Genomic DNA, 20,913 nt, shown 5'->3' on the forward strand with positions numbered 1-20,913 from the left:
GAGTAGAAATGATATAATAAAGCGTCCGTTTTGCCCGGGAGTCTTCCGCGGGGAGCGAAGCCTTCAATCTCGGCTGCTCAAGCTCTATATACAGGAGCGGTCCGTACAACCATTACCTGCCAAAAGGGGAATGTTCCGATGCTAACTCATATTGTTCTGTTTAAGCTGAAAGACCGTCAGCCGGAAGCCGTCGAAGCGACTGCGGCCGTCCTGCGGAACATGGAAGGCAAGATCGATGTTCTTCGCAGCATCGAAGTCGGTATCGATGTCCTGCATCTCGACCGTTCCTACGATATCGCGCTCCTTACGAGGTTCGACTCGCTGGAGGATCTGCAAACGTATAACACGCATCCGTTACATATGGAAGTGCTGGCCCACATGAAACAGGTGCTCGACGGTACAAGCATCTGTGTCGACTTTGTGTCCTAAAGGCTCCCCTGCACCTTCCTGAACGGAAAAAAAGCGTCCTGCGCAGGACGCTTGCAGCCTTCGCCCGGCCAGGCAGACGGCTTACGGTGTTAGGTGGTCAGAAACTCAAACTGCGGCTGTGTAATCATCATCCACAGCATGATGAACAGCACCGTCAGGTAGATGTACAGCGACCGGGTCAGCTTCCGCAGCAGAGGAGCGCGGTCGCTGCCTTCCTGTCTCAGCTTGCGGATCGTGGGCGAGAATGCTCTTGCCATGAAGACCAGCGAAGCGACCAGCACCGCGAACGTGCCGGTGATCCAAGGGGTAGTCCACGGCCAGTCTCCAAGCCACATCAGGAGCACTCCGGAGCCCACGAGAACATGCCCGGTGTGCTTCGACAGGCGGACGACAAAATGAAAGGAATCGAGATACGATTCTTTCAGCGGACCTTCGGCCGTGCGAAGCTTCCGCAGCATGGGAATGAGAACGAAGAACGGGCCGATGGAGACCATGGCCGAGACGGCGTGAATGAAGACAAGCATATCGTACCAGAACATGGGGCGGTGCAACCTCCACTATCGTCAGTAAAGCAAAAACAGTGCAGCCGGTTATTCGCTGCAGGCGTCCCGGCATGATGCGGGGCAGCCGCGAGCGGATGTGCCTGGGCTACACTGTTTTTCCTTGAAAAGCTCCCTAACCACGAACCAAGCTTGTCCCCCTGCAGGGCAGAGGGAGCAGAACCGGGCTTGGTTTATACTTCGCGGAATTCATGGACCCAGACACGCATTTGCGGAAGCCAAGGCATGCCGGCGTGCATGGACATGATATAGTTTTTGTACTCATCGACAGAAGCGTAGCCTTCGGCTTGGATGTTCTCGTCGGTCAGTTCGCCGAGGGACTGGGAGTACACGTTGGTTACTTCGAACTTGCGGCCTTGGAGCTCCATCACTTCGCCGATATCGGCGTAACGGCCGTTGCGGCGGGTAGCGGTTTTTTCGCCGCTGAGCACTTTGGCAACGTCGGCATCAAGGGTAACCAAACGTTCGATACTACATGTTTTCGGTGGCAATGCTTCAGACATGGGTTGACCTCCTAGAATAAAGTTCCAAATGTAGCTTACACGAAATAAGACCGAGAATCAAATAGAAGGAAGGTGTTCCCCGTGCCGCAAAACATCGACAAAGAGTACGTTCTGAACGTCCTGCAGCTGCTTCTCTCAACGCCCAGCCCAAGCGGCTACTGCGGTGAAGTGATGCGCAAGCTGGCGGAGGAGACGCGCCGCCTCGGGTATGATATGACGCTGACGCCCAAGGGCTGCGGCATCATTACCGTTCCGGGAGCGAACCCGGGCCGGGTCATCGGCCTCTCCGGACATGTCGATACGCTTGGCGCCATGGTGCGCTCGGTGAAAAGCAGCGGCATGCTGCGGTTTACTCTGGTGGGCGGCTTCATGCTGGGTGCTGTAGAGAACGAGTACTGCCGGATCCACACGCGGGACGGACGGATCTACGAAGGCACGATTCTGACAAACAAGCCGTCCGTTCACGTCTATCCCGATGCCAAAGAGCTCAAGCGGGAAGAAGCGGTGATGGAGATCCGCCTGGACGAGTTGGTGTCGAGCGCGGAAGATGTGCGGCGCCTTGGGATCGAAGTCGGAGACTTCGTCTCGTTCGATCCGCGGACGCGCGTCATGCCGAGCGGGTACGTCAAGTCCCGCCACCTGGACGACAAGGCGGGCGTCGCGGCGCTGTTCGGCCTGCTCGAGCTGTTGAAGCGCGAGTCTATCGTGCCTGCCTTTACGCTGAAGCTGCTGGTCTCCACTTATGAAGAGGTCGGACACGGCGCCGCCTGGATTCCGGAGGATATCACGGAGCTGATCGCCGTCGATATGGGAGCGATGGGAGAAGACCTGCAGTGCACGGAAGAGGATGTGTCGATCTGCGCGAAGGATTCGAGCGGGCCTTATGACTTCGCGATGACCTCCAAGCTGGTCGAGCTCGCGAAGCGCGAAGGCATCCGGCACGCAGTCGATATTTATCCACAGTACGGTTCAGATGCATCCGCGGCCCTGCGCGGGGGAAGCAATATCCGTGCGGCCTTGATCGGTCCGGGCGTGCATGCCTCCCATGCGATGGAGCGTACCCACATCGATGCGGTAGTGGGGACGGCCTCGCTGCTTGCAGCCTACATAGCGGAGCCGGCCGAGCCATACACGGCGAATTAATACCGTACCTGGGGAGGGAGCCGGGCGGCGCCATGGCCCCGGAAGTGCGGAAAGGAGCAGGATGATGAACATACTGACGGTAGACAATTTACATAAAAGCTACGGCGAGAAGGTGCTTTTCGACGGCATCCAATTCGGGATTAACGAACGGGAGCGGATCGGGCTTGTCGGGTTGAACGGTACCGGCAAATCGACGCTGCTGAAAGTGATGGCGGGGGAAGAGACGCTCGAGCAGGGCAAACTCATCCATTCCAATCATTTTCACGTGGAATACTTGCCGCAGAATCCGGCGTTCGATGCCGAGTCGACGGTGCTCGAGCAGGTGTTCTTCGGCGATACCCCGCTGATGCGGGCGCTGCGGGAATACGAGTGGGCGCTGACAGAGCTGGGGCTTGCCCCCGAGGATGAGAAGCTGCAGGCGAAACTGTTCGCCGCGCAGCAGAAGATGGACGAGACGGGCGCCTGGGATGCGGCCACGACGGCGAAGACTGTGCTGACGCGCCTTGGCATCACGGAGTTCGGCCGGAAGGTCGGCACCTTATCCGGCGGCCAGCGCAAGCGGGTGGCTATGGCCCGGGTGCTCATCCAGCCGGCAGACCTGCTCATCTTGGACGAGCCTACGAACCATATCGACCATGAGACGGTCGAGTGGCTCGAGGAGTTCCTCTCGAAGTGGAAGGGCTCGCTGCTCCTTGTTACCCACGACCGTTACTTCCTCGACCGGGTGACGAACCGCATCTTCGAGCTCGATCGAGGCAAGCTGTACAGCTACGAGGGCAACTATGCGGCGTTCCTCGAGAAGAAGGCGGACCGGCTGGAGCGCGAAGCGGCGGAAGAGGACAAACGGCAGAACCTGCTGCGCCGCGAGCTTGCCTGGCTGCGCCGGGGGGCCAAAGCCCGGACGACGAAGCAGAAGGCGCGGATCGACCGCGTCGTGGAGCTGCGCGACCGCAAGGTGGCGGGTCCGTCCGGCCAGCTCGAAGTATCCCTCGGGGCGTCCCGGCTCGGGAAGAAAATCCTGGAGCTGGAGCACCTCACGAAGGCTTTCGAGGACCGGAAGATCGTCGAGGATTTCAGCTACATCGTGCTGCCCGAAGACCGGATCGGCATCATCGGCCCGAACGGCACAGGCAAGTCGACGTTCTTGAATCTGCTCGCCGGGCGTCTGAGCCCGGACAGCGGCACGATCGACACGGGCTCGACAGTCAAGCTCGCTTACTACACGCAGGAGAGCGTGGAGATGGATGACAAGCAGCGGGCCATCGATTACATCAAGGAAGCTGCCGAAGTCATCCGCACATCGGATGGCGAGTCGATCACGGCGGGACAAATGATGGAACGCTTCCTGTTCTCCCCGGCCCAGCAGTGGACGCCGATCGGCAAGCTGTCCGGCGGGGAAAAGCGCCGTCTCTACCTGCTTCGCACCTTGATGGGCGAGCCGAACGTGCTGCTGCTCGATGAGCCGACGAACGACCTCGATATCCAGACCTTGACCGTGCTCGAAGAATACCTCGACGAGTATCCAGGTGTCGTCATCACGGTATCCCATGACCGCTATTTCCTCGACAGGACGGCAGACCATCTCTTTGTATTCGAAGGGGAAGGCAAGGTCCGGCGGTTCTTCGGGAACTACACCGAGTACATGGAGGCCGTGAAGGGCGAGCGCCAGGCCGAGTCGGCCGCCAAGCGGGAAGAGAAGACGGTGCCGAAGGCGGAAGCTTCTTCCGCTTCAAGCCGGGATGCCGGCAGGCCGAAGAAGCTTTCTTTCAATGATCAAAGGGAATGGGACGGCATCGAGGATAAGATCGCAGGGCTTGAAGAGCGCCTCGCGAAGATCAAGTCGGAGATCGAGAAGGCGGGGAGCGACTACGGCCGGGTCCAGGATCTGTTCCGCGAAGAGCAGGAGGTATCCGGGGAGCTCGAGCGGACGATGGACCGGTGGACCGAGCTCTCCGAGCTCGTGGAGCAGATTGCCGGAGGCAAGTAGGCTATAGAAGCAGCAGAATCGGCAGGGGCAGCGGGACCTCCGTCTGCTGCCCCTGCAGCACATCTGGGCCGCGAATAAAAATTCGGGTCGGCGCACCGTTTTACGCTTGGGGATCGTGCCCTACCTGTGCTATAATATACGTTTGAAAGCACCATATGAAAGATCAGCTTCAGTCTATGGAAGAAAGTGGGTTACTATTTCATGATTACGGTATCGGGTGTCACCCTGAGATACGGCAAACGCGCCTTGTTTGAGGATGTTAATATCAAGTTCACGCCGGGCAACTGCTACGGCCTGATCGGAGCGAACGGCGCAGGCAAGTCCACGTTCCTCAAAATTTTGTCCGGCGAGCTCGAGCCGAACAAGGGGGATGTCGGCATTACGCCGGGCGAGCGTATGGCGGTGCTGAAACAGAACCATTTCGAATACGACGAGATGGAAGTGCTGAAGACCGTAGTGAAGGGCCATACACGCTTGTTTGAGATTATGGAAGAGAAGGATGCCCTGTATGCCAAGGCGGATTTCTCCGAAGAGGACGGCATGCGCGCGGCGGAGCTCGAAGGCGAGTTCCAGGAGCTCGACGGCTGGCAGGCTGAGTCCGACGCGGCGGAGCTGCTCATCGGTCTTGGCATCGGCAAGGATCTGCATGACCTGAAGATGAAGGAACTTGACGGCAACCAGAAGGTCCGCGTGCTCCTCGCGCAGGCATTGTTCGGCAGCCCGAATATCCTCCTCCTTGACGAGCCGACGAACCACTTGGACATCGAATCGATCAACTGGCTCGAGCACTTCCTCTCGCGCTTCGAAGGCACCGTCATCGTCGTTTCCCATGACCGTCACTTCCTGAACCAGGTGTGTACGCATATCGCGGATATCGACTTCGGCAAGATCCAGATGTATGTCGGCAACTACGACTTCTGGTACGAGTCTTCCCAGCTCGCGACGAAGCTGCAGCGCGAAGCCAACAAGAAGACTGAAGAAAAGCGGAAGGAACTTGAAGAGTTCATCCGCCGTTTCAGCGCGAACGCGTCCAAGTCGAAGCAGGCGACCTCCCGGAAGAAACAGCTCGAGAAGCTTACGCTCGATGACATCAAGCCGTCGACGCGCAAGTACCCGTTCATCAAGTTCCAGCCGGAACGCGAAGCGGGCAAGCAGATTCTGACGGTGGATAAACTGACGAAGACGGTCGACGGCGAGACGATTCTCAACAATATCTCCTTCACGGTTAACAAGGGCGATAAGATCGCTCTCGTAGGCCCGAACGGGATTGCGAAGACGCTGCTGTTCCAGATTCTGATGGGCGAGGTCGAGGCGGATGCCGGCGAATACAGCTGGGGCGTCACCACGACGCAAGCTTACTTCCCGAAGGAGAACTCAGCTTATTTCCAAACGGACGAGACGCTCGTCGATTGGCTGCGCCAGTATTCGAAGGACCAGGACGAATCGTACCTGCGCGGCTTCCTCGGCCGCATGCTCTTCTCCGGCGAAGAAGCGCTGAAGAAGGCGAGCGTCCTCTCCGGGGGCGAGAAAGTTCGCTGCATGCTCTCCAAAATGATGATGAGCGGCGCCAACGTGCTGCTGCTTGACGAGCCGACGAACCATTTGGATCTCGAGTCCATCACCGCCCTGAACAACGGCATGATCGACTTCGACGGCACGATGCTGTTCGTCTCCCATGACCATCAGTTCATTCAGACGGTAGCGAACCGGATCATGGAGATCACACCAGCGGGCCTGATCGACAAGGTTATCTCTTATGATGAGTTCCTGGAGAACGATGATATCAAGAAGCAGCGTGATGCGGCCTACGCATAAGTAAGATGAGGGCAGCGGTCCAACAGGGCAGGGGAGGGCGAAAGTCCTCCCCTGCTGCCGGAATCGGGACGGTCCCGGGTGAACGTTAAAAAGGATGAGCCGCAGCCCCTGGGGCTTGCGCTCATCCTTCTTTTGTTCAATCGGCTTGTAAAGGTTCGAAACCTAGAATGTCCAGCGGCTGGACGCCGCAAGACCCCTAGCTTCCGCCGGTACGGCGGCGCTGGTTGTTCGGCTTCTTGTTGTTCTGGCTGCGCATCACGGCGTCGTTGCCCGCACGCATTCCTCCGCCGAGCTTGCCGTCCTTCTGGTCCTGCTTCTTCTGGGCGAGCTTGTTCTTGATCGCATCAGCCAGAGAAACCTTACGAGGCTCCGAGGATTCACCTGCACCGGTGTTCGTTGTTTCATTGTTTTGTTCCGACATGTCTATTTCCACCTGCCCTATGATTGAATAGTTCTATTTTACCGGATTTGTCCATGAAGAAGCAACATTCACTATGCTAAGCGGTTAGGAAAGGAGGGGATCCCCTATGCAGCTGCCGGAGTGGTCCGAGAGTCTGCTGCTCAGCGATACGCCCTTCGGAAAGGGGCGCCGGTACGTCTATGTCTACTCTCCCCTGTGCGGCACATGCCGGGTCGGGATGCGGATGCTCGAGGTGGCTTGCGCTGCCTCGCCGGAGCAGGCGATCGGCATCTGTAACATCAATCTGACGAGGGAGCTGGCCGGAAGGTGGAAGGTCGAGAGCGTTCCGTGCCTCGTCCATCTCGAGGGAGGAGAGGTTCGCCGCAAGCTGTACCGCCTCGGCTCGGTCGAGGACCTGTTGGGCTGGATCCGCAGCGGCGCTCCTTCTCACCGATAGCTTTAAGGCCGGCCTGCCGGCTCACCCAACCCCATAAAGGAGCGGTTCGATATGTTACGTCAAGAAATCACGACACCGGGCACCCTCGTCCGGGCTACGTACAAAACGGGGGATTATCTCGGCGAAACGGTAGAAGTGTCGCCCAGCGGCAAAATTGCGGTGAAAATACTGGCCGTACTGAAGCACCCGACGCAGGGAGACCTGCACAATCCGATGGAGGCGAACGTCGCCTTCTTCCACCAGCGGCGGGCGCTGGCGTTCCAGGAGATTGCCCTGATGCCGGCCCACACGGTTGAGACGTATGGAGGCAGTGTGCCGGAATACCGGGCTTCGCTGCTCGCCGCCCTGGAGGCCCAGCGAAGCGAGCTTCAAAGCACCGTACGATGGGCGCAGCGATGCCTCGAGGAACTGGACGGGCTGGCCCGGGAATATTGATCTTGTGCTGCAATAGACAAGCGGCTATGTAACCGGAGGATGAGAACTCCCGCTTCTGCATCCGCCGCTGTCTATACGCCTTTAGAAACGGAAGTGCTGCCATGCTGTTTGTGCTCATAGGCCTGTGGACGATCGGACTGCTGCTCATCCTGACCGACCCCAAACGGCTGACGACACGCTGGATCTCCTCGATCGCGTTTACCGGGGGCTGCGGAGGATTGTCGGCCGTGATCGCCGACGACTTGTTCCCCTTATTCTATGCGAAGGGCTGGCTGACGCAGAATGTGGCGGCTCTCCTGGCCCAGGCGGAGGTCGTCTCGTCCTTGGCCTGTTATTACGGCCTGCCGTATACCTTTGCGATGTTCAGTATCGTATACTATCCGGACTATCCTTACTGGTCCTGGCAGCGCCGCAGGTGGCTGCCGTATGCGCTGCTTATGCCGCCGGTGCTCTCGTTTGCTTTTGATGCCCCTCCCGATGCTCCGATTCCGTACGGTTACGTTCTCTTCTGGACAGTGCCATATATCTTGAGCGGAATATACCTGCTTGTTGCGGGCATGTGGAAGGAGCGCAACTCGTTCCTGCGGCGCAGCCGTCTTCTGACCACCGCTGCGGCGGCACCCACGCTCTTTTTTGCCCTATTCACGTTATACGTGCTGCCGGCGCTATTCGGGGAGTATGAATGGTGGAGATACAACACCGGGATCATTGCTTTCACGCTGGCCGTGATCGTCGGATCCTCGTTCCGCTACGGCTTCATGGGGCTGCAGATATCGATCCAGAATCAGAAGCTCGACTATACGCTGCGTGCCATCACCTCGGGTACGTCGATCCTGAATCATGCGATCAAGAACGATGTGGGGAAAATCCGTCTCTTCGGTGACAAGATCAAATCGGATGCCGCGGGAGGAGACACGAACCCGGAGGATCTCATACGCGATGTGGAGGTCATCCTCTCGGCGTCACAGCATATCTACGATATGATCTACCGCATCCAGGGCCAGACGCAGGAAGTGGAGCTGGTCATGGAAGAGTTCGAACCGGCCCGTATTCTCCGGCAGTGCCTCGATATGCTGGCTCCTGAATCGCAGGGCGTGCTGGTGGAAGAGCAGTACCACTACCATGGCACGATGTTCGGAGACCGGGCCCAGCTGACGGAGGTGTGGACGAATGTGCTCACCAACGCGCTTGAGGCGATGCCAGAGGGTGGCAGGCTGACTGTGCGGCTCAGCGAGACGAAGCGCAAGCTCGTCGTCGAAGTGAAGGACAGCGGCACGGGCATGGAGAAGCATCAGCTGAAGCGGGTGTTCGATCCGTTTTACACGACGAAGAACGGCAAAAAATTAAATTTCGGCTTAGGTCTGTCCTATTGTTATACTATTGTCATGAAGCATAAAGGCACCATGAACATTCACAGCAAACCGGGACAGGGAACCAGCGTGTTCATGCAGTTTCCGAGGCGGGCCGCCGCGGAAGCCCGGAAGGGAGCGATGGAGAGTGGACAATAACAAGATTCGCGTAGTCATCGTAGAGGACGATTCCGATTGGCTTCGCGGACTAGAGAGCTATCTGAAGAAGGAAGAAGACATCGAGATCGTAGGAAGCGCTTCTTCGGGGGAGACAGGGGTAGAGCTGCTCGAACGCGTGGAGGCGGATGTGGTGCTCATGGATATCATGATGTCCGACAGCCCGGAGGGACTCTGGGCGGCGGCAGAGATCGTGAAGTGCAGCGGCGCCCGGGTCGTCATGCTCTCTTCGATGGAAGAGAAAGAAATGATCTTCGAAGCCTTCAAGGCGGGAGCGGTCGATTACATGGTGAAGTCAAATTTCACCGAGATTCCAGCAACGATCCGCAGCGCGTATGCGAACCGCAGCGCCATTCATCCGAGCGTAGCGGCGCAGATGAGGGAAGAATTCCGGCGCCTGAAGCAGCTAGAGCATGAGGTGCGGGTCCGGGAGCTGAAGAACCTGCTTACACCGACTGAGATTGGGGTGCTGGACCTCATCGAGAAGGGGCATACCCAGACGCAGATCGCCGACAAGTTCGTCGTCTCCATCCGGACGGTCAAGGTTCACGTAGGCAACATTCTCAAGAAGCTCGGCGGCAAGAGCTCCAAGGAAGCGGCCCAGAAGGCTAAGGATATGGGCATCTTGTAGAAGCTGTGGTATAGTTAAAAGCAGTTTGGCAGTGCCCCGAACAAGCGCTGGTTCGCCAGCGGACCAACCCACAGGCAAACGGAGGAATAGGCAAACCATGAGTTCTAACGACAAGCTGCAGATCGGCGTCATCGGCGCCGGCAATATCGGTAACGTACATATTCAGGAATTCCAGAAGCTGCCGGATGTCGTCATTACAGCGGTTACGGACGTATTCCAGCCCATGGCTATCTCCCGGGCGAAAGAGTATGGCATTCCTACCGTCCACGTCAATTACCAGGATCTGCTTCAAGATCCGAATGTGGATGCGGTCGTCGTCGCCGTACCGAACGAATCCCATGCACCGATTGCCATTGAGGCGCTGCGCGCGGGCAAGCACGTCCTGCTCGAGAAGCCGATGGCCGTGAACGCCGCTTCGGCCAAAGAGATCGTCAAAGCCCACCTTAAGAGCGGCAAAGTGCTCATGATGGCCCACCAGATGCGGTGGGAGCCGCTGAATCTGCAGGTGAAAGAGCAGATCGACAAGGGCGCGCTGGGCAAGATCTATAATGTCAAAACCGGATGGCTGCGCCGCAAAGGCATTCCCGGCTGGGGCACCTGGTTCACCCAGATGCACAAAGCCGGCGGCGGCCCTCTTATCGATATCGGCGTACATATGCTGGATCTGTCCCTGCATCTGATGGGATCCCCGAAACCGGTATCCGTATTCGGTACGACCTATGCGGAATTCGGGCCGAAGAAGAAAGGCATCGGCACTTGGGGCAAGCCCGACTGGAACGGCTTCTACGATGTGGAGGATCTGGCGACGGCGCTGATCAAGCTCGACAACGGCAGCACGCTGTCCCTGGACGTCTCTTGGGCGGCGAATACGGGATATATCGGCAATGGTCCCTACGTGTACCTGATGGGATCGGACGGCGGCGCTTCGCTTCAAGGAGACAGGGGAACGCTGCACACCGAGCTCTTCGACCGCACGGCGGACGTGGAACTCGCGATTCCTCAGCATGACGAAGGCTCCCGGGTGCGGATGAGCCGCCACTTTGTCGACTGCGTGCGCGAGAACCGCGAGCCGATCACTTCGGCCATGTCGGGTCTCACCAATTCCCTCGTGCTCGAAGCGATCTACGAGTCTTCCCGTACCGGGAACGTCGTAAAGCTGGATTGGACGCTGGAATAACCCCTTATGGACTCTATTCTTGAAATCAATCTGCACTTATTCAGTGTTATTGGTACGATCGCCTTCGCGGTATCGGGGGCGGTCGTGGCTATGGAAGAAGAATACGATATCCTGGGCGTATTCGTTCTCGCCTTGGTTACGGCCTTCGGCGGCGGGGTCATCCGCAACCTGCTCATCGGCGTGCCGGTAACCACGCTGTGGGAACAAGGAATGTTTCTCAGAACCGCCGTTGTGTCGGCCTTTTTGGTGTTTCTGGTGCCGGTCTCGTGGATTATGCGCTGGAAAACATGGGAGTCGCTGTTCGACGCCATCGGACTCGCGGCGTTCGCTATTCAGGGCGCATTGTATGCGACCCAGAAGGGAGTGCCGCTCAGTGCCGTGATGGTAGCGGCTATGATGACCGGCATCGGCGGAGGAATCATCCGCGATGTGCTCGCAGGGCGCAAGCCCCTCGTGCTGCGCGATGAGATCTATGCCGTGTGGGCGCTGCTCGCCGGCCTTGTCATCGGGCTAGGCTGGTTCCAGGGCTCCTGGGCGCTGCTGGGACTGTTCGCTTTAGTAGTCATTATGCGGATGCTGTCGGTCACCTTCAAATGGCGTCTGCCACGGCGTACGATCCACCTGCAGCAGGAGCTTCCTGCTGCAGGAATCCCACACAGCAGGAAGAGAAAGGAGAAGGCACATGAGTAACCAAGGAACTCCCTCGTGGACGGGGAGCCGCCAGGTGCCTGGCGAGGAACTGCAGGCACGGCTCGAAACCATACGTACGCTGCAGGACAATGGGCTGGAAATGTACGAGATCGCAAAGGACAGTGAGACGGGCGAGCATTATTTGCATTACTCGTATCTTCACCGCAATCTGGCCGGTGCACCCGGAGCGGGGGCCGGCGGGGAAGAGGTGTTTCACCATCTGCTGCCGCTGGGCTCTGACGATGTGCTCGGTATTCTATTCAGCAAGCAGCCCTACACGTATCCGGATCACTGGACACGCGCATTCCTGCGCAACGGACCCGAAGGGCAGTATGTGTGGTTCGATCCGGCATATGCGGCAGCCGAGGCGGAGAATGAAGCCTTCGGCCAGGATCTCGCTTCCCGTCTGGCTGCCTTCAAGCAGCAGGGGAATGTGAGTGAAGAGGCCGTCCGGCGCTTCCTGGAAGAGCTCGAGAAGGGGCCAGGGGATTCGAAGTAACATGCTTTTCGCATATTTTTCGGCGGGTGATTCATCCTAATGGGGAAAGATGGCCGCCCTTGCGCGCCGCTTAAGGAACATCCCTAGGAGGACACCCGATGAAGAACGCAAAGAACCGCAGTCTGTGGATACTGGCCCTGCTGTCCGTTGTCATGCTGAGCACTGCCGCCTGCGGAGGCAACAAGCCGCAAGCCTCGAGTCCTGGCACCGGACTGCAGGATTACCGGCAGCAGCAGCTTTTTGACCGGGACAGCCGCAATAATGAAGACGGGACGCTTGGAGTGAAGGAACGGTACCGGGATCCGGAAGCCGGCGGCAGGGGATCCGAGTACACCGGCCGCAAGCAGCTCGATATGACCAATCGTCATGAAGCGAAATCGATGGGCTTCTCGCCGCTGATCGCAGAGCGGCTGAAGAGCTTGAACGGGGTAGCCGAAGCCCAGGTGCTGCTCACCGAAGTGAACGCTTATGCGGCGATCGTACTGGACGGCCATAGTCCGGATGCCGAGGCGAATCCGGAGATGATGAAGAACGGGGTATCGTCCAAGGGCGGTGCGGGCCTCTTCGGGCAGGGCAGTCCGCTGCGCTTCTCCTGGACAGAAGAGGGCGGTCTCACTTCGAGCAAAGCCGACGAGATCCGCAAGGCTGTGCTGGCGGCGGCCCCGACGAACATTCAAGAGGTGTTCGTTTCCGCGAACCCCAACTTCGTCCAGCGGATCCGGTTCTATGCGAAGGAAGAAGGGGAGAAGGGCTCGTTCTCTCAATATACGAATGAATTCCAAACGATGCTGCAGCACGTATTCCCGGATAACGTGAATACCAGAAGATAGGCCTGCGGTACTAGCAGCGGCACACAACAAAAACGGACCAGCGATTCTACCCGCCTCTAAGACGTGGCGGTAGAAAGCGGTCCGTTTTTGCGTGCTGCAGTAGCAGAGGACGCGTGCAAGCACGGGCGGTGCCTCACTTTAATTCGAATTTGTACCCGACACCCCATACGGTTTTGATATACTTGGGGTCTTTCGGATCCGACTCGACTTTCTTGCGCAGATTCGTAATGTGCACATCCACGGACCGTTCCGTAACGAAGGAATCAATGCCGCGGATTTTGTTCAGCAGTTCTTCACGGGAGAATACTTTACCGGGGTGAAGCCAGAAGTTGCGCATAATCTCAAATTCGGAATAGGTGGTTTCGATGGGATTGCTGTGCAGATAGATGCATCGCTTCTCGAGGTCGAGATCGATATCCTTGGGGTTCGGCACGGGCTGTTCCACGGCGGCGGACTTGACCGACTGGTTGAAGCCGGAACGTCGCAGCAGCGCGGAGGTGCGGGCGGCAAGCTCCCGCATGCTAAAGGGTTTGCACAGATAGTCGTCGGCGCCTACGGTCAGCGCATTGACGCGCTCGGAGACTTCATTTTTGGCCGAAACAATCATGATCGGAACATTCGACAGCGTACGAAAATGCTTGCACAGCTCGATGCCGTTCGTGTCGGGCAGCATGAGATCGAGGATGATGACATCTGGATTCTCCTCTAGGAACAGGTCTTGCGCCTGTTGACCGTCGAACGCACAGGAAACCGCATAATTCTCTTCACTCAGGTAAATGGATATCATATCTGCAATACTATGATCATCTTCCACAAGTAATACTTTAGACATGACATGCCACCTCAACTAGTTGAAATATTAGAATAATGTTAGAAAAATTCATAGTCGATTCTTGCCGAAAAACATACTTTCTAAATGGTTACCCCTCATAATACAAAGTATCGAATGCGGGATCGGGCGCTACCCGGTACATAGCAGTTCGCAATCGCGAACGTCAACCCAAAACGACAGCCGCAACTTACGAGGGGGAGAACAGATATGGAAGTAAAGCCGCAACTCGAACGCCAGATTCAAAGCTGCATTGAGGACCTGGAGGACATGGTAACCGGAAGTGGCTGTGCGCTCACGGACCCGGATGTCGTACGAAAAAGCATGGAACTCGACGAGCTTATTCTCGTTGCCATGCGAAGCCAGCGTGCCCATGCCAAGAAGGTGCATTAAGTTGTTGGGCCCGAAATCTTACGAAATCTGATGGATTTGGGGCAAACTGTAAGTATAATCGGCGGCCCAACGGGCCATACAAGAAGGGGAGAGCCGCAGCTTGATCCTTTCACCCTTATCGGCAAGCCAGTCGAAGCAGGCTCCCGGAAAGGTGTTCCTTTATGGATAACGGTTATAAAGTACGTGCGTTCTGCCAGGCTAACGGCTGCACCAACAGCCAACATAAGGAGATCATGCAGACGATCGATTACCCGACGTCTTTTTCTTTTGCCCTATGGATGAACGGGGATAACGAGCCCCCAGGGTGCATGAAATGTCCTGACTGCGGACGCCGTATGTATTATTATCCGGTTACCTACCACAGCGAACCGGACTATTTTGCATAACTTCTCCTATTATAATCCCCGGGCACATAAAGTCAAAATATCCTAGGTCCTACAACCTCGCTGCATTCGGGGGACTTTAAAAAGAAACGTGTGTCAATTGACCCACGCTTCCCCCCACTGCTGCACTGCATCCATCACCGGTTTGAGCGCCTTGCCTTTGCCGGTAAGCTCATATTCGATCCGAACCGGAGTCTCGGGATACACGTGCCGGGCGATGAGGCCCGCCGCTTCCAATTCCTTGAATCTCTCGGCCAGCATTCTGTCGCTCATTCCCGGTATCATTTCCGATATATCTTTGAAGCGGCACGGACCTCCGAGCAGAGCGCAGAGGATCAAACCGGTCCAGCGCTTGCCCAGAATCTCGAAAGCAGCTTCAAATTTGGGGCACATGGTATGCGGTTGTTGGTCTGCCATCGTATTCACCTCTTCTTCCTTCTATTTTATCATAGAACCCACCTTGAATGTTAGCTTTTTTCTTACTATATACTTGTATTTAGTAAGTATTCCCTCCCTTATTCCATCCATTCGCAGAAGTTAACCTTGAAAAAGTTGGATAAGTGCAGTATAACTGCGATAGGCTATAAATTTTGCGGGATATTAATGGAGGGAATGTTTACATGTACGGAGCACCACTATCAGCCAGAGCCCAAAAAATCATGCTGCTCGGCTCGGGAGAGCTTGGCAAGGAAGTCGTTATCGAAGCGCAGCGTCTCGGGGTGGAGACGATCGCCGTCGACCGGTATGCAGACGCGCCGGCGATGCAGGTCGCACACCGTTCGCATGTCGTTTCGATGCTGGACGGCGCAGCGCTGAGGGAGCTTATCGAACGGGAGAAGCCGGATCTTATCGTACCCGAGATCGAGGCCATCGCGACCCAGACGCTCGTGGAGCTGGAGGCCGAGGGCCACCGCGTCATTCCGACGGCTACAGCCGCCCGTCTGACGATGGACCGCGAAGGGATCCGCCGGCTCGCTTCCGAGACGCTTGGGCTCCCGACGGCCCGCTATGCGTTCGCAGATACGCTCGACGAGCTGAAGGCCGCCGTAGCGGAGATCGGCACGCCATGTGTCATCAAGCCGATTATGAGTTCCTCGGGCAAAGGCCAGAGCGTCTGCAGGACGCTTGATGATGTGGAAGCTTCTTGGAATATCGCAATGGAAGGCGGAAGGGCGAAGAAGACGCGCGTGATCGTGGAAGAATTCATCCAGTTCGATTCGGAGATTACGCTGCTCACCGTCCGCTCGGTGTCCGGAACGTCGTACTGTGCGCCGATCGGCCATATCCAGAAGGACGGGGACTATATCGAATCATGGCAGCCGCACTTCATGAGTGCCGCCCAGTTGAAGGAAGCCCAGGAGATCGCCGGCAAAATCACGGAAGCGCTCGGCGGCGCAGGCTTGTACGGGGTCGAGCTGTTCCTGGCGCCGGACAAAGTAATATTCAGTGAAGTGAGCCCGCGCCCGCACGATACGGGGATGGTGACGATGGCTTCCCAGGATCTCTCGGAATTCGCGCTGCATGTGCGTGCCATTCTCGGGTTCCCGGTTCCGACGATCCGTCTGCTGACACCGGCCGCATCGTATACGCTGAAGGCGGACCGCGATGCGGACAGCTTCCGCATCGGCGGGCTGGAGGAGGCGCTCTCCGGGCCGAACACGCAGGTGCGAATCTTCGGCAAGCCGGAGACGAAGCCCGGACGCCGGATGGCGGTAGCGCTCAGCTCGGGAGAAACGGTCGAAGAGGCCCGCGAGCTGGCCAAAGCGGCGGCATCCTCCCTGCGCATTGAATACCTTTAATGAGGAAGAGCTTCGCGGCAAAGCTTGTAACTAAGACAGCCGAGGGAACCTAAGCGGTCGCCATGCGTAGTGACTCGGGTATCCGAAAGGCGCGGGAGGGGATTATGGTATGAATGCACATGAAATCGATTATGAAGTACACGGGTCGGAGATGCAGTACGTCGAGATCGAACTTGATCCGGGCGAGAGCGTCATTGCCGAGGCGGGCAGCCTAATGATGATGGACCAGAATATCCAGATGGAGACAATCTTCGGGGACGGCAGCGACCAGGGGGGCAAGGGCTTGATGGGCAAGCTGTTCGGCGCAGGCAAGCGGCTGCTGACCGGCGAGAGCCTCTTCATGACTTTGTTCACTAACCGCGGCCACGGCAAGGAGCGAGTCAGCTTCGCTTCTCCTTATCCTGGACGCATACTGCCGATGGATCTATCGGATCTTGGCGGCAAGATCATCTGCCAGAAGGATTCGTTCCTCTGTGCGGCCAAAGGCGTGTCGGTAGGCATCGATTTTCAGCGCAAGCTGGGAGCGGGCTTCTTCGGCGGCGAAGGCTTCATCATGCAGAAGATCGAAGGGGACGGACTCGCCTTCGTGCACGCCGGCGGAGCGATCTGTGAGCGGGAACTTCGTCACGGCGAAGTGATCCGCGTGGACACGGGATGTCTTGTCGCCATGACGCAGGGCATTGACTATGACATCGAATTCGTCAAGGGCGTCAAGACGGCGATCTTCGGCGGCGAAGGTCTCTTCTTCGCTACCTTGAGGGGACCGGGGCGCGTATGGATCCAATCGCTGCCGTTCAGCCGCTTGGCTGACCGGGTACTGACGGCCGCCGGTCCCAACGGACGCAAGGAAGAGGGCAGCCTGCTCGGGGGTCTTGGGAACCTGCTTGACGGAGACCGTTAAAAAACGATATTATTTAGAGTACGGAATTTGCAAGACGCATGCCGAGAATTACATACGTGAAAGAGGTGCTGTAGTCAATGGCATATAATCCTCAAGTCATCGATGCCAAAATTGTCAGTCACAATCCAAAGAACGGATTGTTCGAAGTCGTTGCCAGCCTGAAGGACCGCACGGTTTGCCGCCTGACCTTCGAGACCGACGAGTCGGGTACCGCGAAGGCTACCCACATCTCGCGGCTTCTGCAGGAACCGTGTCCGATTTGCCGCAAAGATTTTCTTTGCAACTGCATGGACAAGTTCATCGACAAGATTTCGGTACAGGCACTGGATCAAGCCGGTACGCCGACTGCGTAGAACTTCGTAGACGTAAGATCCGCTTGACCCGCAGTGCTTTACATGCGGACAGAGGTAAGCGGCAAGCCCATGAGCGGGATGCTCATGGGCTTTTTTGCTGTCGCTGCCGGCGGAGTGGAGGATTATGACCAGGTACTATGCAAAGATAGTACTTCTCTAACTGGGGAATCCCCGTATAATTAGGGAATAAGAAGCAGGCCCATCGTCATGGTTCCTGCACAACCTACACAATAGAGGGGTAATCATCATGAGAAAAAGAAACACATCCGCGTTCACATTCTTGGCTTGGACTTCCTTCGCTTCGGCTCTGCTCGCCATGTTCATCGGCATCTCGACGCTCGAAGAAACCTTATCGGTAAAAGGCTATTATGCCGTCAGCGCCTTGTATCTCACAATGGCTTCTTTCGTCCTCCAAAAAACCGTACGCGATAACCAGGAGGACGGCAGCGGAGCTCGCAAACGGAACACGGGCGCCTTCACGTTCCTGTCCTGGACTGCCTTCTCGACCGCGCTGCTGGCCATGTTCATCGGCATCGTCAATTTGGAACAGCCACTCTCCGTGCAAGGCTATTATGCGGTAACAGCGCTATTCCTCACGATGTCCTCCTTTGTGCTCCAGAAGACTGTGCGGGACAACAAGGAAGACGGCGAGCGGTACATCGAAACCGACTTGCACGAATAAAGCTGGAGTCGGCAAGAAGCAAGGGCGGCCTCGGGAGATCCCGATGGCCGTTTTTTGGCTCTTTTCCGTAGGCTCATTTGTTAAGAACGCGTGTTTTTTCTTTTGGCGGAGACTATGGTAAAATAAGAGAACGAACCTAGAAGCCAAAGGAGCGTGACTTCCCATGCGGATTGGCGTCGTATCCGATACGCATATGTTCGGCCGCGGGGCGGCTCTCCCGGCTGCGCTGGTGAGCGGTCTGCAGGGCATCGACCTGCTGCTGCATGCCGGGGACTGGATGGATGAGCGGGTCATTGCCTTGTTCGAAGCGATTGCGCCGGTCGATGGCGTGGCAGGCAACAATGACGGTCCGGAGATCGTACGCCGGTTCGGCAGACGCAAAGTGCTCGAGCTCGCGGGATTCCGCATCGGTCTGGTACACGGTGACGGAGGCCGGTCGACCCCGGAGACCGCCTATGCTTCGTTCCGCGGAGAAGGCGGGGAGGCGCGGGCGGATGTGATCCTCTTCGGCCACTCGCATGCTCCTTACCACGAGGTCCGGGACGGACAACTGCTGTTCAACCCGGGCTCTCCGACAGACAAACGAAGGCAGCCGCAGTACTCTTACGGGATCTTGACTCTTGGGGAACGAGCCGAAGCGCAGCTTTTTACTTACGACGACAAATCGCCATAATCCCCTCGCACAGTCGAAAGCCGGCCCCCAAAGTCATGCAGCCCATGCAAATCAAGACAAGAAATTGTTCTCAAAAAACGAATCCAGAGACGGAGGAATGGAAGATGACGAAGTGGAAAGAAATTACAACGAAGGAAGAATGGGAGAACTATTATGAAGGAAGCGGCACCAAGCCGTTCGTGGTCCTGAAGCACAGCACGGCCTGCCCGGTCAGCTTCAACGCACTGCAGGAGTATGAGACCTACCTTGGCAAGACGCCAAGCGAGGATGTGGATTATATCCTTGTCAAAGTGATCGAGTCCCGTCCGGTTTCGAACCAGATCGCCGAAGAAACCGGCGTGAAGCATGCTTCCCCTCAAGTTCTCTATATCAAGAATAAAGAAACGGTATGGAACACATCGCATTGGGCCATCACGGAAGAGCATCTGACCGCCGTATTGAACTAAGGCTTGAAGCGGCAGCATAAAGGGAGTGTAAGCCAATGGGCGTGGTATCGTTTTCGTTTTTTTCGGGGGCTCTCTATGCCCGTAAAGTGTGTCAAGTGTATTTGCCGCGGAGCTATGACGCATCGGAGGATAACCGGTATCCGGTCATCTATCTGCTGCACGGCTTGAACGGGGATGAGACCTCCTGGACCGTCAAGGGCGGTGCAGAGGAGACGCTCGACCGTCTCATGGCGGACGGCACGCTGAGAGAGAGCATCGTCGTCATGCCGAGCGACGGCGGCTATGGCCACGGCACGTTCTACGTGAACTGGTATGACGGCACAGGCCGGTTCGAGGACTACTTCTTATATGATCTCATGCCGTCGATTGACCGGGAATTCCGGACGATTGCCGACCGGAGCTCCCGGGCGCTGTGCGGCCTCTCGATGGGCGGCTACGGGGCGATGGTGCTTTCGCTGCGCAATCCCGAGCTGTTCACCGCCGCGTCTTCCATCGCCGGTGCCATGATGTCTACGGGACTCATGACGGATCAGTTCCTGCGTTCGGAGGTCAGCCGTCTGGTCGGTCCGGTTCACGGGCCGTTTGCCCGGGAGCTCGACCTCCATGTGCTGGCTGCACGCCGGCTTCGCGAAGAGCTGCGGCCCGAGCTTCACTTCAACTGCGGGGTATCCGATTATTTATACCCGCTGAATTCCGCCTTCAAAGCGCTGCTGGATCAGCTCGGCTATCCGCATGAATACATGGAATACGAAGGGGAGCACGACTGGACTTATTTCGGCGGCCACCTGCCGGAGGCCTTGGCATTCATCGAGCGCGCGTTCGCAGGAACGCCGCTGAACGGAGCGCCTGCCGAATTGAGCCTCGAATAGAGAGGTCGTCTGCTATCCGCTCGCAAGAACTTGCTCTATTGGACTCGCATGGATCAAAATAAAGGTATACTCTCCGCCCCATTCCCTGGTGGAGAGTATACCTTTATTTGTTGTATTCTTACGGACGAAGCGGCCGAGCATGGCTCGAAGTTAGTTATTCGTCTTGTTTAGTCTACGATGAATAACTTGGCTCCTGTGTTGGTATATGATCTATGTGGATTAGCATCATCAGCCACTTGATAACTGACTCCTGGTGTTAGTTTGAATTCTCTTCCATCGGATAGTTCGGTATACAGTTCTCCTTCAAGAACTAACAGAACATGGCCCCTATTGCACCAGTGGTCTGCCATATAACCAGGACTGTATTCTACCATTCTCACTCTAATATTCCCCAATTCAAATGTCCGCCAATACGCACACCCTTCAATGCCAGGGTGCTCGGTAGCGCTTATTTCACTCCAGTCGATGGTACAGAATGGAACATCGGTTATTTTCATCGTAGG

The 20,913-nt window shown here is 57.0% G+C and carries 27 protein-coding genes and 1 pseudogene; 22 read left to right on the forward strand and 6 right to left on the reverse strand.

Annotation, left to right across the window (positions count from 1 at the left end; genetic code table 11):
• Nucleotides 1-138 precede the first annotated feature (138 nt).
• Nucleotides 139-429: a Dabb family protein gene (locus O9H32_RS18685; protein ID WP_269867645.1), complete on the forward strand. Its 291-nt coding sequence runs from the start codon at nucleotides 139-141 to the stop codon at nucleotides 427-429.
• Nucleotides 430-518: 89 nt separating this feature from the next.
• Here O9H32_RS18685 and O9H32_RS18690 read toward each other — a convergent pair whose 3' ends face one another.
• Nucleotides 519-968, reverse strand: a complete 450-nt coding sequence (locus O9H32_RS18690; protein ID WP_269867646.1) for a hypothetical protein — start codon at nucleotides 966-968, stop codon at nucleotides 519-521.
• A gap of 194 nt (nucleotides 969-1,162) precedes the next feature.
• Nucleotides 1,163-1,492, reverse strand: coding sequence for an ASCH domain-containing protein (locus O9H32_RS18695; protein ID WP_269867647.1), 330 nt, complete (start codon nucleotides 1,490-1,492; stop codon nucleotides 1,163-1,165).
• 81 nt (nucleotides 1,493-1,573) lie between these two features.
• On the opposite strand from O9H32_RS18695, the gene O9H32_RS18700 reads away from it, so the two are divergent.
• The 3 genes from O9H32_RS18700 to O9H32_RS18710 all read left to right on the forward strand — a co-directional run bounded on the left by O9H32_RS18700 (nucleotide 1,574) and on the right by O9H32_RS18710 (nucleotide 6,437).
• The gene (locus O9H32_RS18700; RefSeq protein ID WP_269867648.1) at nucleotides 1,574-2,635 is read left to right on the forward strand and encodes a M42 family metallopeptidase; all 1,062 of its coding nucleotides are present in this window, start codon (nucleotides 1,574-1,576) and stop codon (nucleotides 2,633-2,635) included.
• Nucleotides 2,636-2,699: 64 nt separating this feature from the next.
• Nucleotides 2,700-4,622, forward strand: coding sequence for an ABC-F family ATP-binding cassette domain-containing protein (locus O9H32_RS18705; protein WP_269867723.1), 1,923 nt, complete (start codon nucleotides 2,700-2,702; stop codon nucleotides 4,620-4,622).
• 201 nt (nucleotides 4,623-4,823) lie between these two features.
• A complete protein-coding gene (locus tag O9H32_RS18710; RefSeq protein ID WP_269867649.1) occupies nucleotides 4,824-6,437 on the forward strand; it encodes an ABC-F family ATP-binding cassette domain-containing protein in 1,614 nt (537 codons plus the stop codon).
• Nucleotides 6,438-6,633: 196 nt separating this feature from the next.
• Here the strand turns inward: O9H32_RS18710 and O9H32_RS18715 are convergent, their stop codons facing one another.
• Nucleotides 6,634-6,858, reverse strand: a complete 225-nt coding sequence (locus O9H32_RS18715) for a hypothetical protein (protein ID WP_269867650.1) — start codon at nucleotides 6,856-6,858, stop codon at nucleotides 6,634-6,636.
• 106 nt (nucleotides 6,859-6,964) lie between these two features.
• On the opposite strand from O9H32_RS18715, the gene O9H32_RS18720 reads away from it, so the two are divergent.
• The 8 genes from O9H32_RS18720 (at nucleotide 6,965) to O9H32_RS18755 (ending at nucleotide 13,082) form a co-directional block, all read left to right on the forward strand.
• The gene (locus tag O9H32_RS18720) at nucleotides 6,965-7,294 is read left to right on the forward strand and encodes a thioredoxin family protein (protein WP_269867651.1); all 330 of its coding nucleotides are present in this window, start codon (nucleotides 6,965-6,967) and stop codon (nucleotides 7,292-7,294) included.
• Nucleotides 7,295-7,345: 51 nt separating this feature from the next.
• The gene (locus tag O9H32_RS18725; protein ID WP_269867652.1) at nucleotides 7,346-7,729 is read left to right on the forward strand and encodes a kinase-associated lipoprotein B; all 384 of its coding nucleotides are present in this window, start codon (nucleotides 7,346-7,348) and stop codon (nucleotides 7,727-7,729) included.
• Between the two features lie 101 nt (nucleotides 7,730-7,830).
• Complete coding sequence (locus tag O9H32_RS18730) at nucleotides 7,831-9,237, forward strand: sensor histidine kinase (protein WP_269867653.1); 1,407 nt, start codon at nucleotides 7,831-7,833, stop codon at nucleotides 9,235-9,237.
• Nucleotides 9,227-9,886, forward strand: a complete 660-nt coding sequence (locus O9H32_RS18735) for a response regulator (RefSeq protein WP_269867654.1) — start codon at nucleotides 9,227-9,229, stop codon at nucleotides 9,884-9,886. Before O9H32_RS18730 ends, O9H32_RS18735 begins: the two co-directional genes overlap by 11 nt.
• A gap of 97 nt (nucleotides 9,887-9,983) precedes the next feature.
• The gene (locus O9H32_RS18740; RefSeq protein ID WP_269867655.1) at nucleotides 9,984-11,063 is read left to right on the forward strand and encodes a Gfo/Idh/MocA family protein; all 1,080 of its coding nucleotides are present in this window, start codon (nucleotides 9,984-9,986) and stop codon (nucleotides 11,061-11,063) included.
• 6 nt (nucleotides 11,064-11,069) lie between these two features.
• A complete protein-coding gene (locus tag O9H32_RS18745; protein ID WP_269867656.1) occupies nucleotides 11,070-11,753 on the forward strand; it encodes a trimeric intracellular cation channel family protein in 684 nt (227 codons plus the stop codon).
• Entirely contained in the window at nucleotides 11,746-12,252 is a 507-nt protein-coding gene (locus tag O9H32_RS18750; RefSeq protein ID WP_269867657.1) for a hypothetical protein, read from the forward strand. Before O9H32_RS18745 ends, O9H32_RS18750 begins: the two co-directional genes overlap by 8 nt.
• Nucleotides 12,253-12,350: 98 nt before the next feature.
• Complete coding sequence (locus tag O9H32_RS18755) at nucleotides 12,351-13,082, forward strand: YhcN/YlaJ family sporulation lipoprotein (RefSeq protein WP_269867658.1); 732 nt, start codon at nucleotides 12,351-12,353, stop codon at nucleotides 13,080-13,082.
• A 133-nt stretch (nucleotides 13,083-13,215) separates the two neighbouring features.
• On the opposite strand, the gene O9H32_RS18760 is transcribed toward O9H32_RS18755, so the two are convergent.
• On the reverse strand, nucleotides 13,216-13,914 hold the full coding sequence (locus O9H32_RS18760) for a response regulator transcription factor (RefSeq protein WP_269867659.1): 699 nt from the start codon (nucleotides 13,912-13,914) through the stop codon (nucleotides 13,216-13,218).
• 207 nt (nucleotides 13,915-14,121) lie between these two features.
• Between O9H32_RS18760 and O9H32_RS18765 the strand changes: the two genes are divergently transcribed.
• Entirely contained in the window at nucleotides 14,122-14,304 is a 183-nt protein-coding gene (locus O9H32_RS18765; protein WP_269867660.1) for an aspartyl-phosphate phosphatase Spo0E family protein, read from the forward strand.
• Between the two features lie 161 nt (nucleotides 14,305-14,465).
• Nucleotides 14,466-14,690: a hypothetical protein gene (locus tag O9H32_RS18770; protein WP_269867661.1), complete on the forward strand. Its 225-nt coding sequence runs from the start codon at nucleotides 14,466-14,468 to the stop codon at nucleotides 14,688-14,690.
• 93 nt (nucleotides 14,691-14,783) lie between these two features.
• Here O9H32_RS18770 and O9H32_RS18775 read toward each other — a convergent pair whose 3' ends face one another.
• Nucleotides 14,784-15,104 (reverse strand): winged helix-turn-helix transcriptional regulator, encoded by a 321-nt coding sequence (locus O9H32_RS18775; protein WP_269867662.1) that lies wholly within the window; start codon nucleotides 15,102-15,104, stop codon nucleotides 14,784-14,786.
• A gap of 203 nt (nucleotides 15,105-15,307) precedes the next feature.
• Here O9H32_RS18775 and purT point away from each other — a divergent pair, with 203 nt between their 5' ends.
• The 8 genes and pseudogenes from purT (at nucleotide 15,308) to O9H32_RS18815 (ending at nucleotide 20,410) form a co-directional block, all read left to right on the forward strand.
• Nucleotides 15,308-16,486: a formate-dependent phosphoribosylglycinamide formyltransferase gene (purT, locus tag O9H32_RS18780; RefSeq protein WP_269867663.1), complete on the forward strand. Its 1,179-nt coding sequence runs from the start codon at nucleotides 15,308-15,310 to the stop codon at nucleotides 16,484-16,486.
• Between the two features lie 109 nt (nucleotides 16,487-16,595).
• Nucleotides 16,596-17,387 (forward strand): TIGR00266 family protein, encoded by a 792-nt coding sequence (locus tag O9H32_RS18785; RefSeq protein ID WP_269867664.1) that lies wholly within the window; start codon nucleotides 16,596-16,598, stop codon nucleotides 17,385-17,387.
• A 77-nt stretch (nucleotides 17,388-17,464) separates the two neighbouring features.
• The gene (locus tag O9H32_RS18790) at nucleotides 17,465-17,740 is read left to right on the forward strand and encodes a hypothetical protein (RefSeq protein WP_269867665.1); all 276 of its coding nucleotides are present in this window, start codon (nucleotides 17,465-17,467) and stop codon (nucleotides 17,738-17,740) included.
• A 247-nt stretch (nucleotides 17,741-17,987) separates the two neighbouring features.
• Nucleotides 17,988-18,182: pseudogene (locus O9H32_RS18795) on the forward strand (YiaA/YiaB family inner membrane protein); the annotation flags it as partial.
• Nucleotides 18,183-18,224: 42 nt separating this feature from the next.
• A complete protein-coding gene (locus tag O9H32_RS18800; RefSeq protein ID WP_269867724.1) occupies nucleotides 18,225-18,422 on the forward strand; it encodes a YiaA/YiaB family inner membrane protein in 198 nt (65 codons plus the stop codon).
• A gap of 163 nt (nucleotides 18,423-18,585) precedes the next feature.
• On the forward strand, nucleotides 18,586-19,095 hold the full coding sequence (locus tag O9H32_RS18805; protein WP_269867666.1) for a metallophosphoesterase family protein: 510 nt from the start codon (nucleotides 18,586-18,588) through the stop codon (nucleotides 19,093-19,095).
• 104 nt (nucleotides 19,096-19,199) lie between these two features.
• Nucleotides 19,200-19,541: a bacillithiol system redox-active protein YtxJ gene (ytxJ, locus tag O9H32_RS18810; RefSeq protein WP_269867667.1), complete on the forward strand. Its 342-nt coding sequence runs from the start codon at nucleotides 19,200-19,202 to the stop codon at nucleotides 19,539-19,541.
• A gap of 35 nt (nucleotides 19,542-19,576) precedes the next feature.
• Nucleotides 19,577-20,410 (forward strand): alpha/beta hydrolase, encoded by an 834-nt coding sequence (locus O9H32_RS18815; protein WP_269867668.1) that lies wholly within the window; start codon nucleotides 19,577-19,579, stop codon nucleotides 20,408-20,410.
• A 167-nt stretch (nucleotides 20,411-20,577) separates the two neighbouring features.
• On the opposite strand, the gene O9H32_RS18820 is transcribed toward O9H32_RS18815, so the two are convergent.
• On the reverse strand, nucleotides 20,578-20,907 hold the full coding sequence (locus O9H32_RS18820) for a DHCW motif cupin fold protein (protein ID WP_269867669.1): 330 nt from the start codon (nucleotides 20,905-20,907) through the stop codon (nucleotides 20,578-20,580).
• Nucleotides 20,908-20,913: the final 6 nt, after the last annotated feature.

Source organism: Paenibacillus caseinilyticus, from assembly GCF_027533645.1.
Classification (GTDB): domain Bacteria; phylum Bacillota; class Bacilli; order Paenibacillales; family NBRC-103111; genus Paenibacillus_G; species Paenibacillus_G caseinilyticus.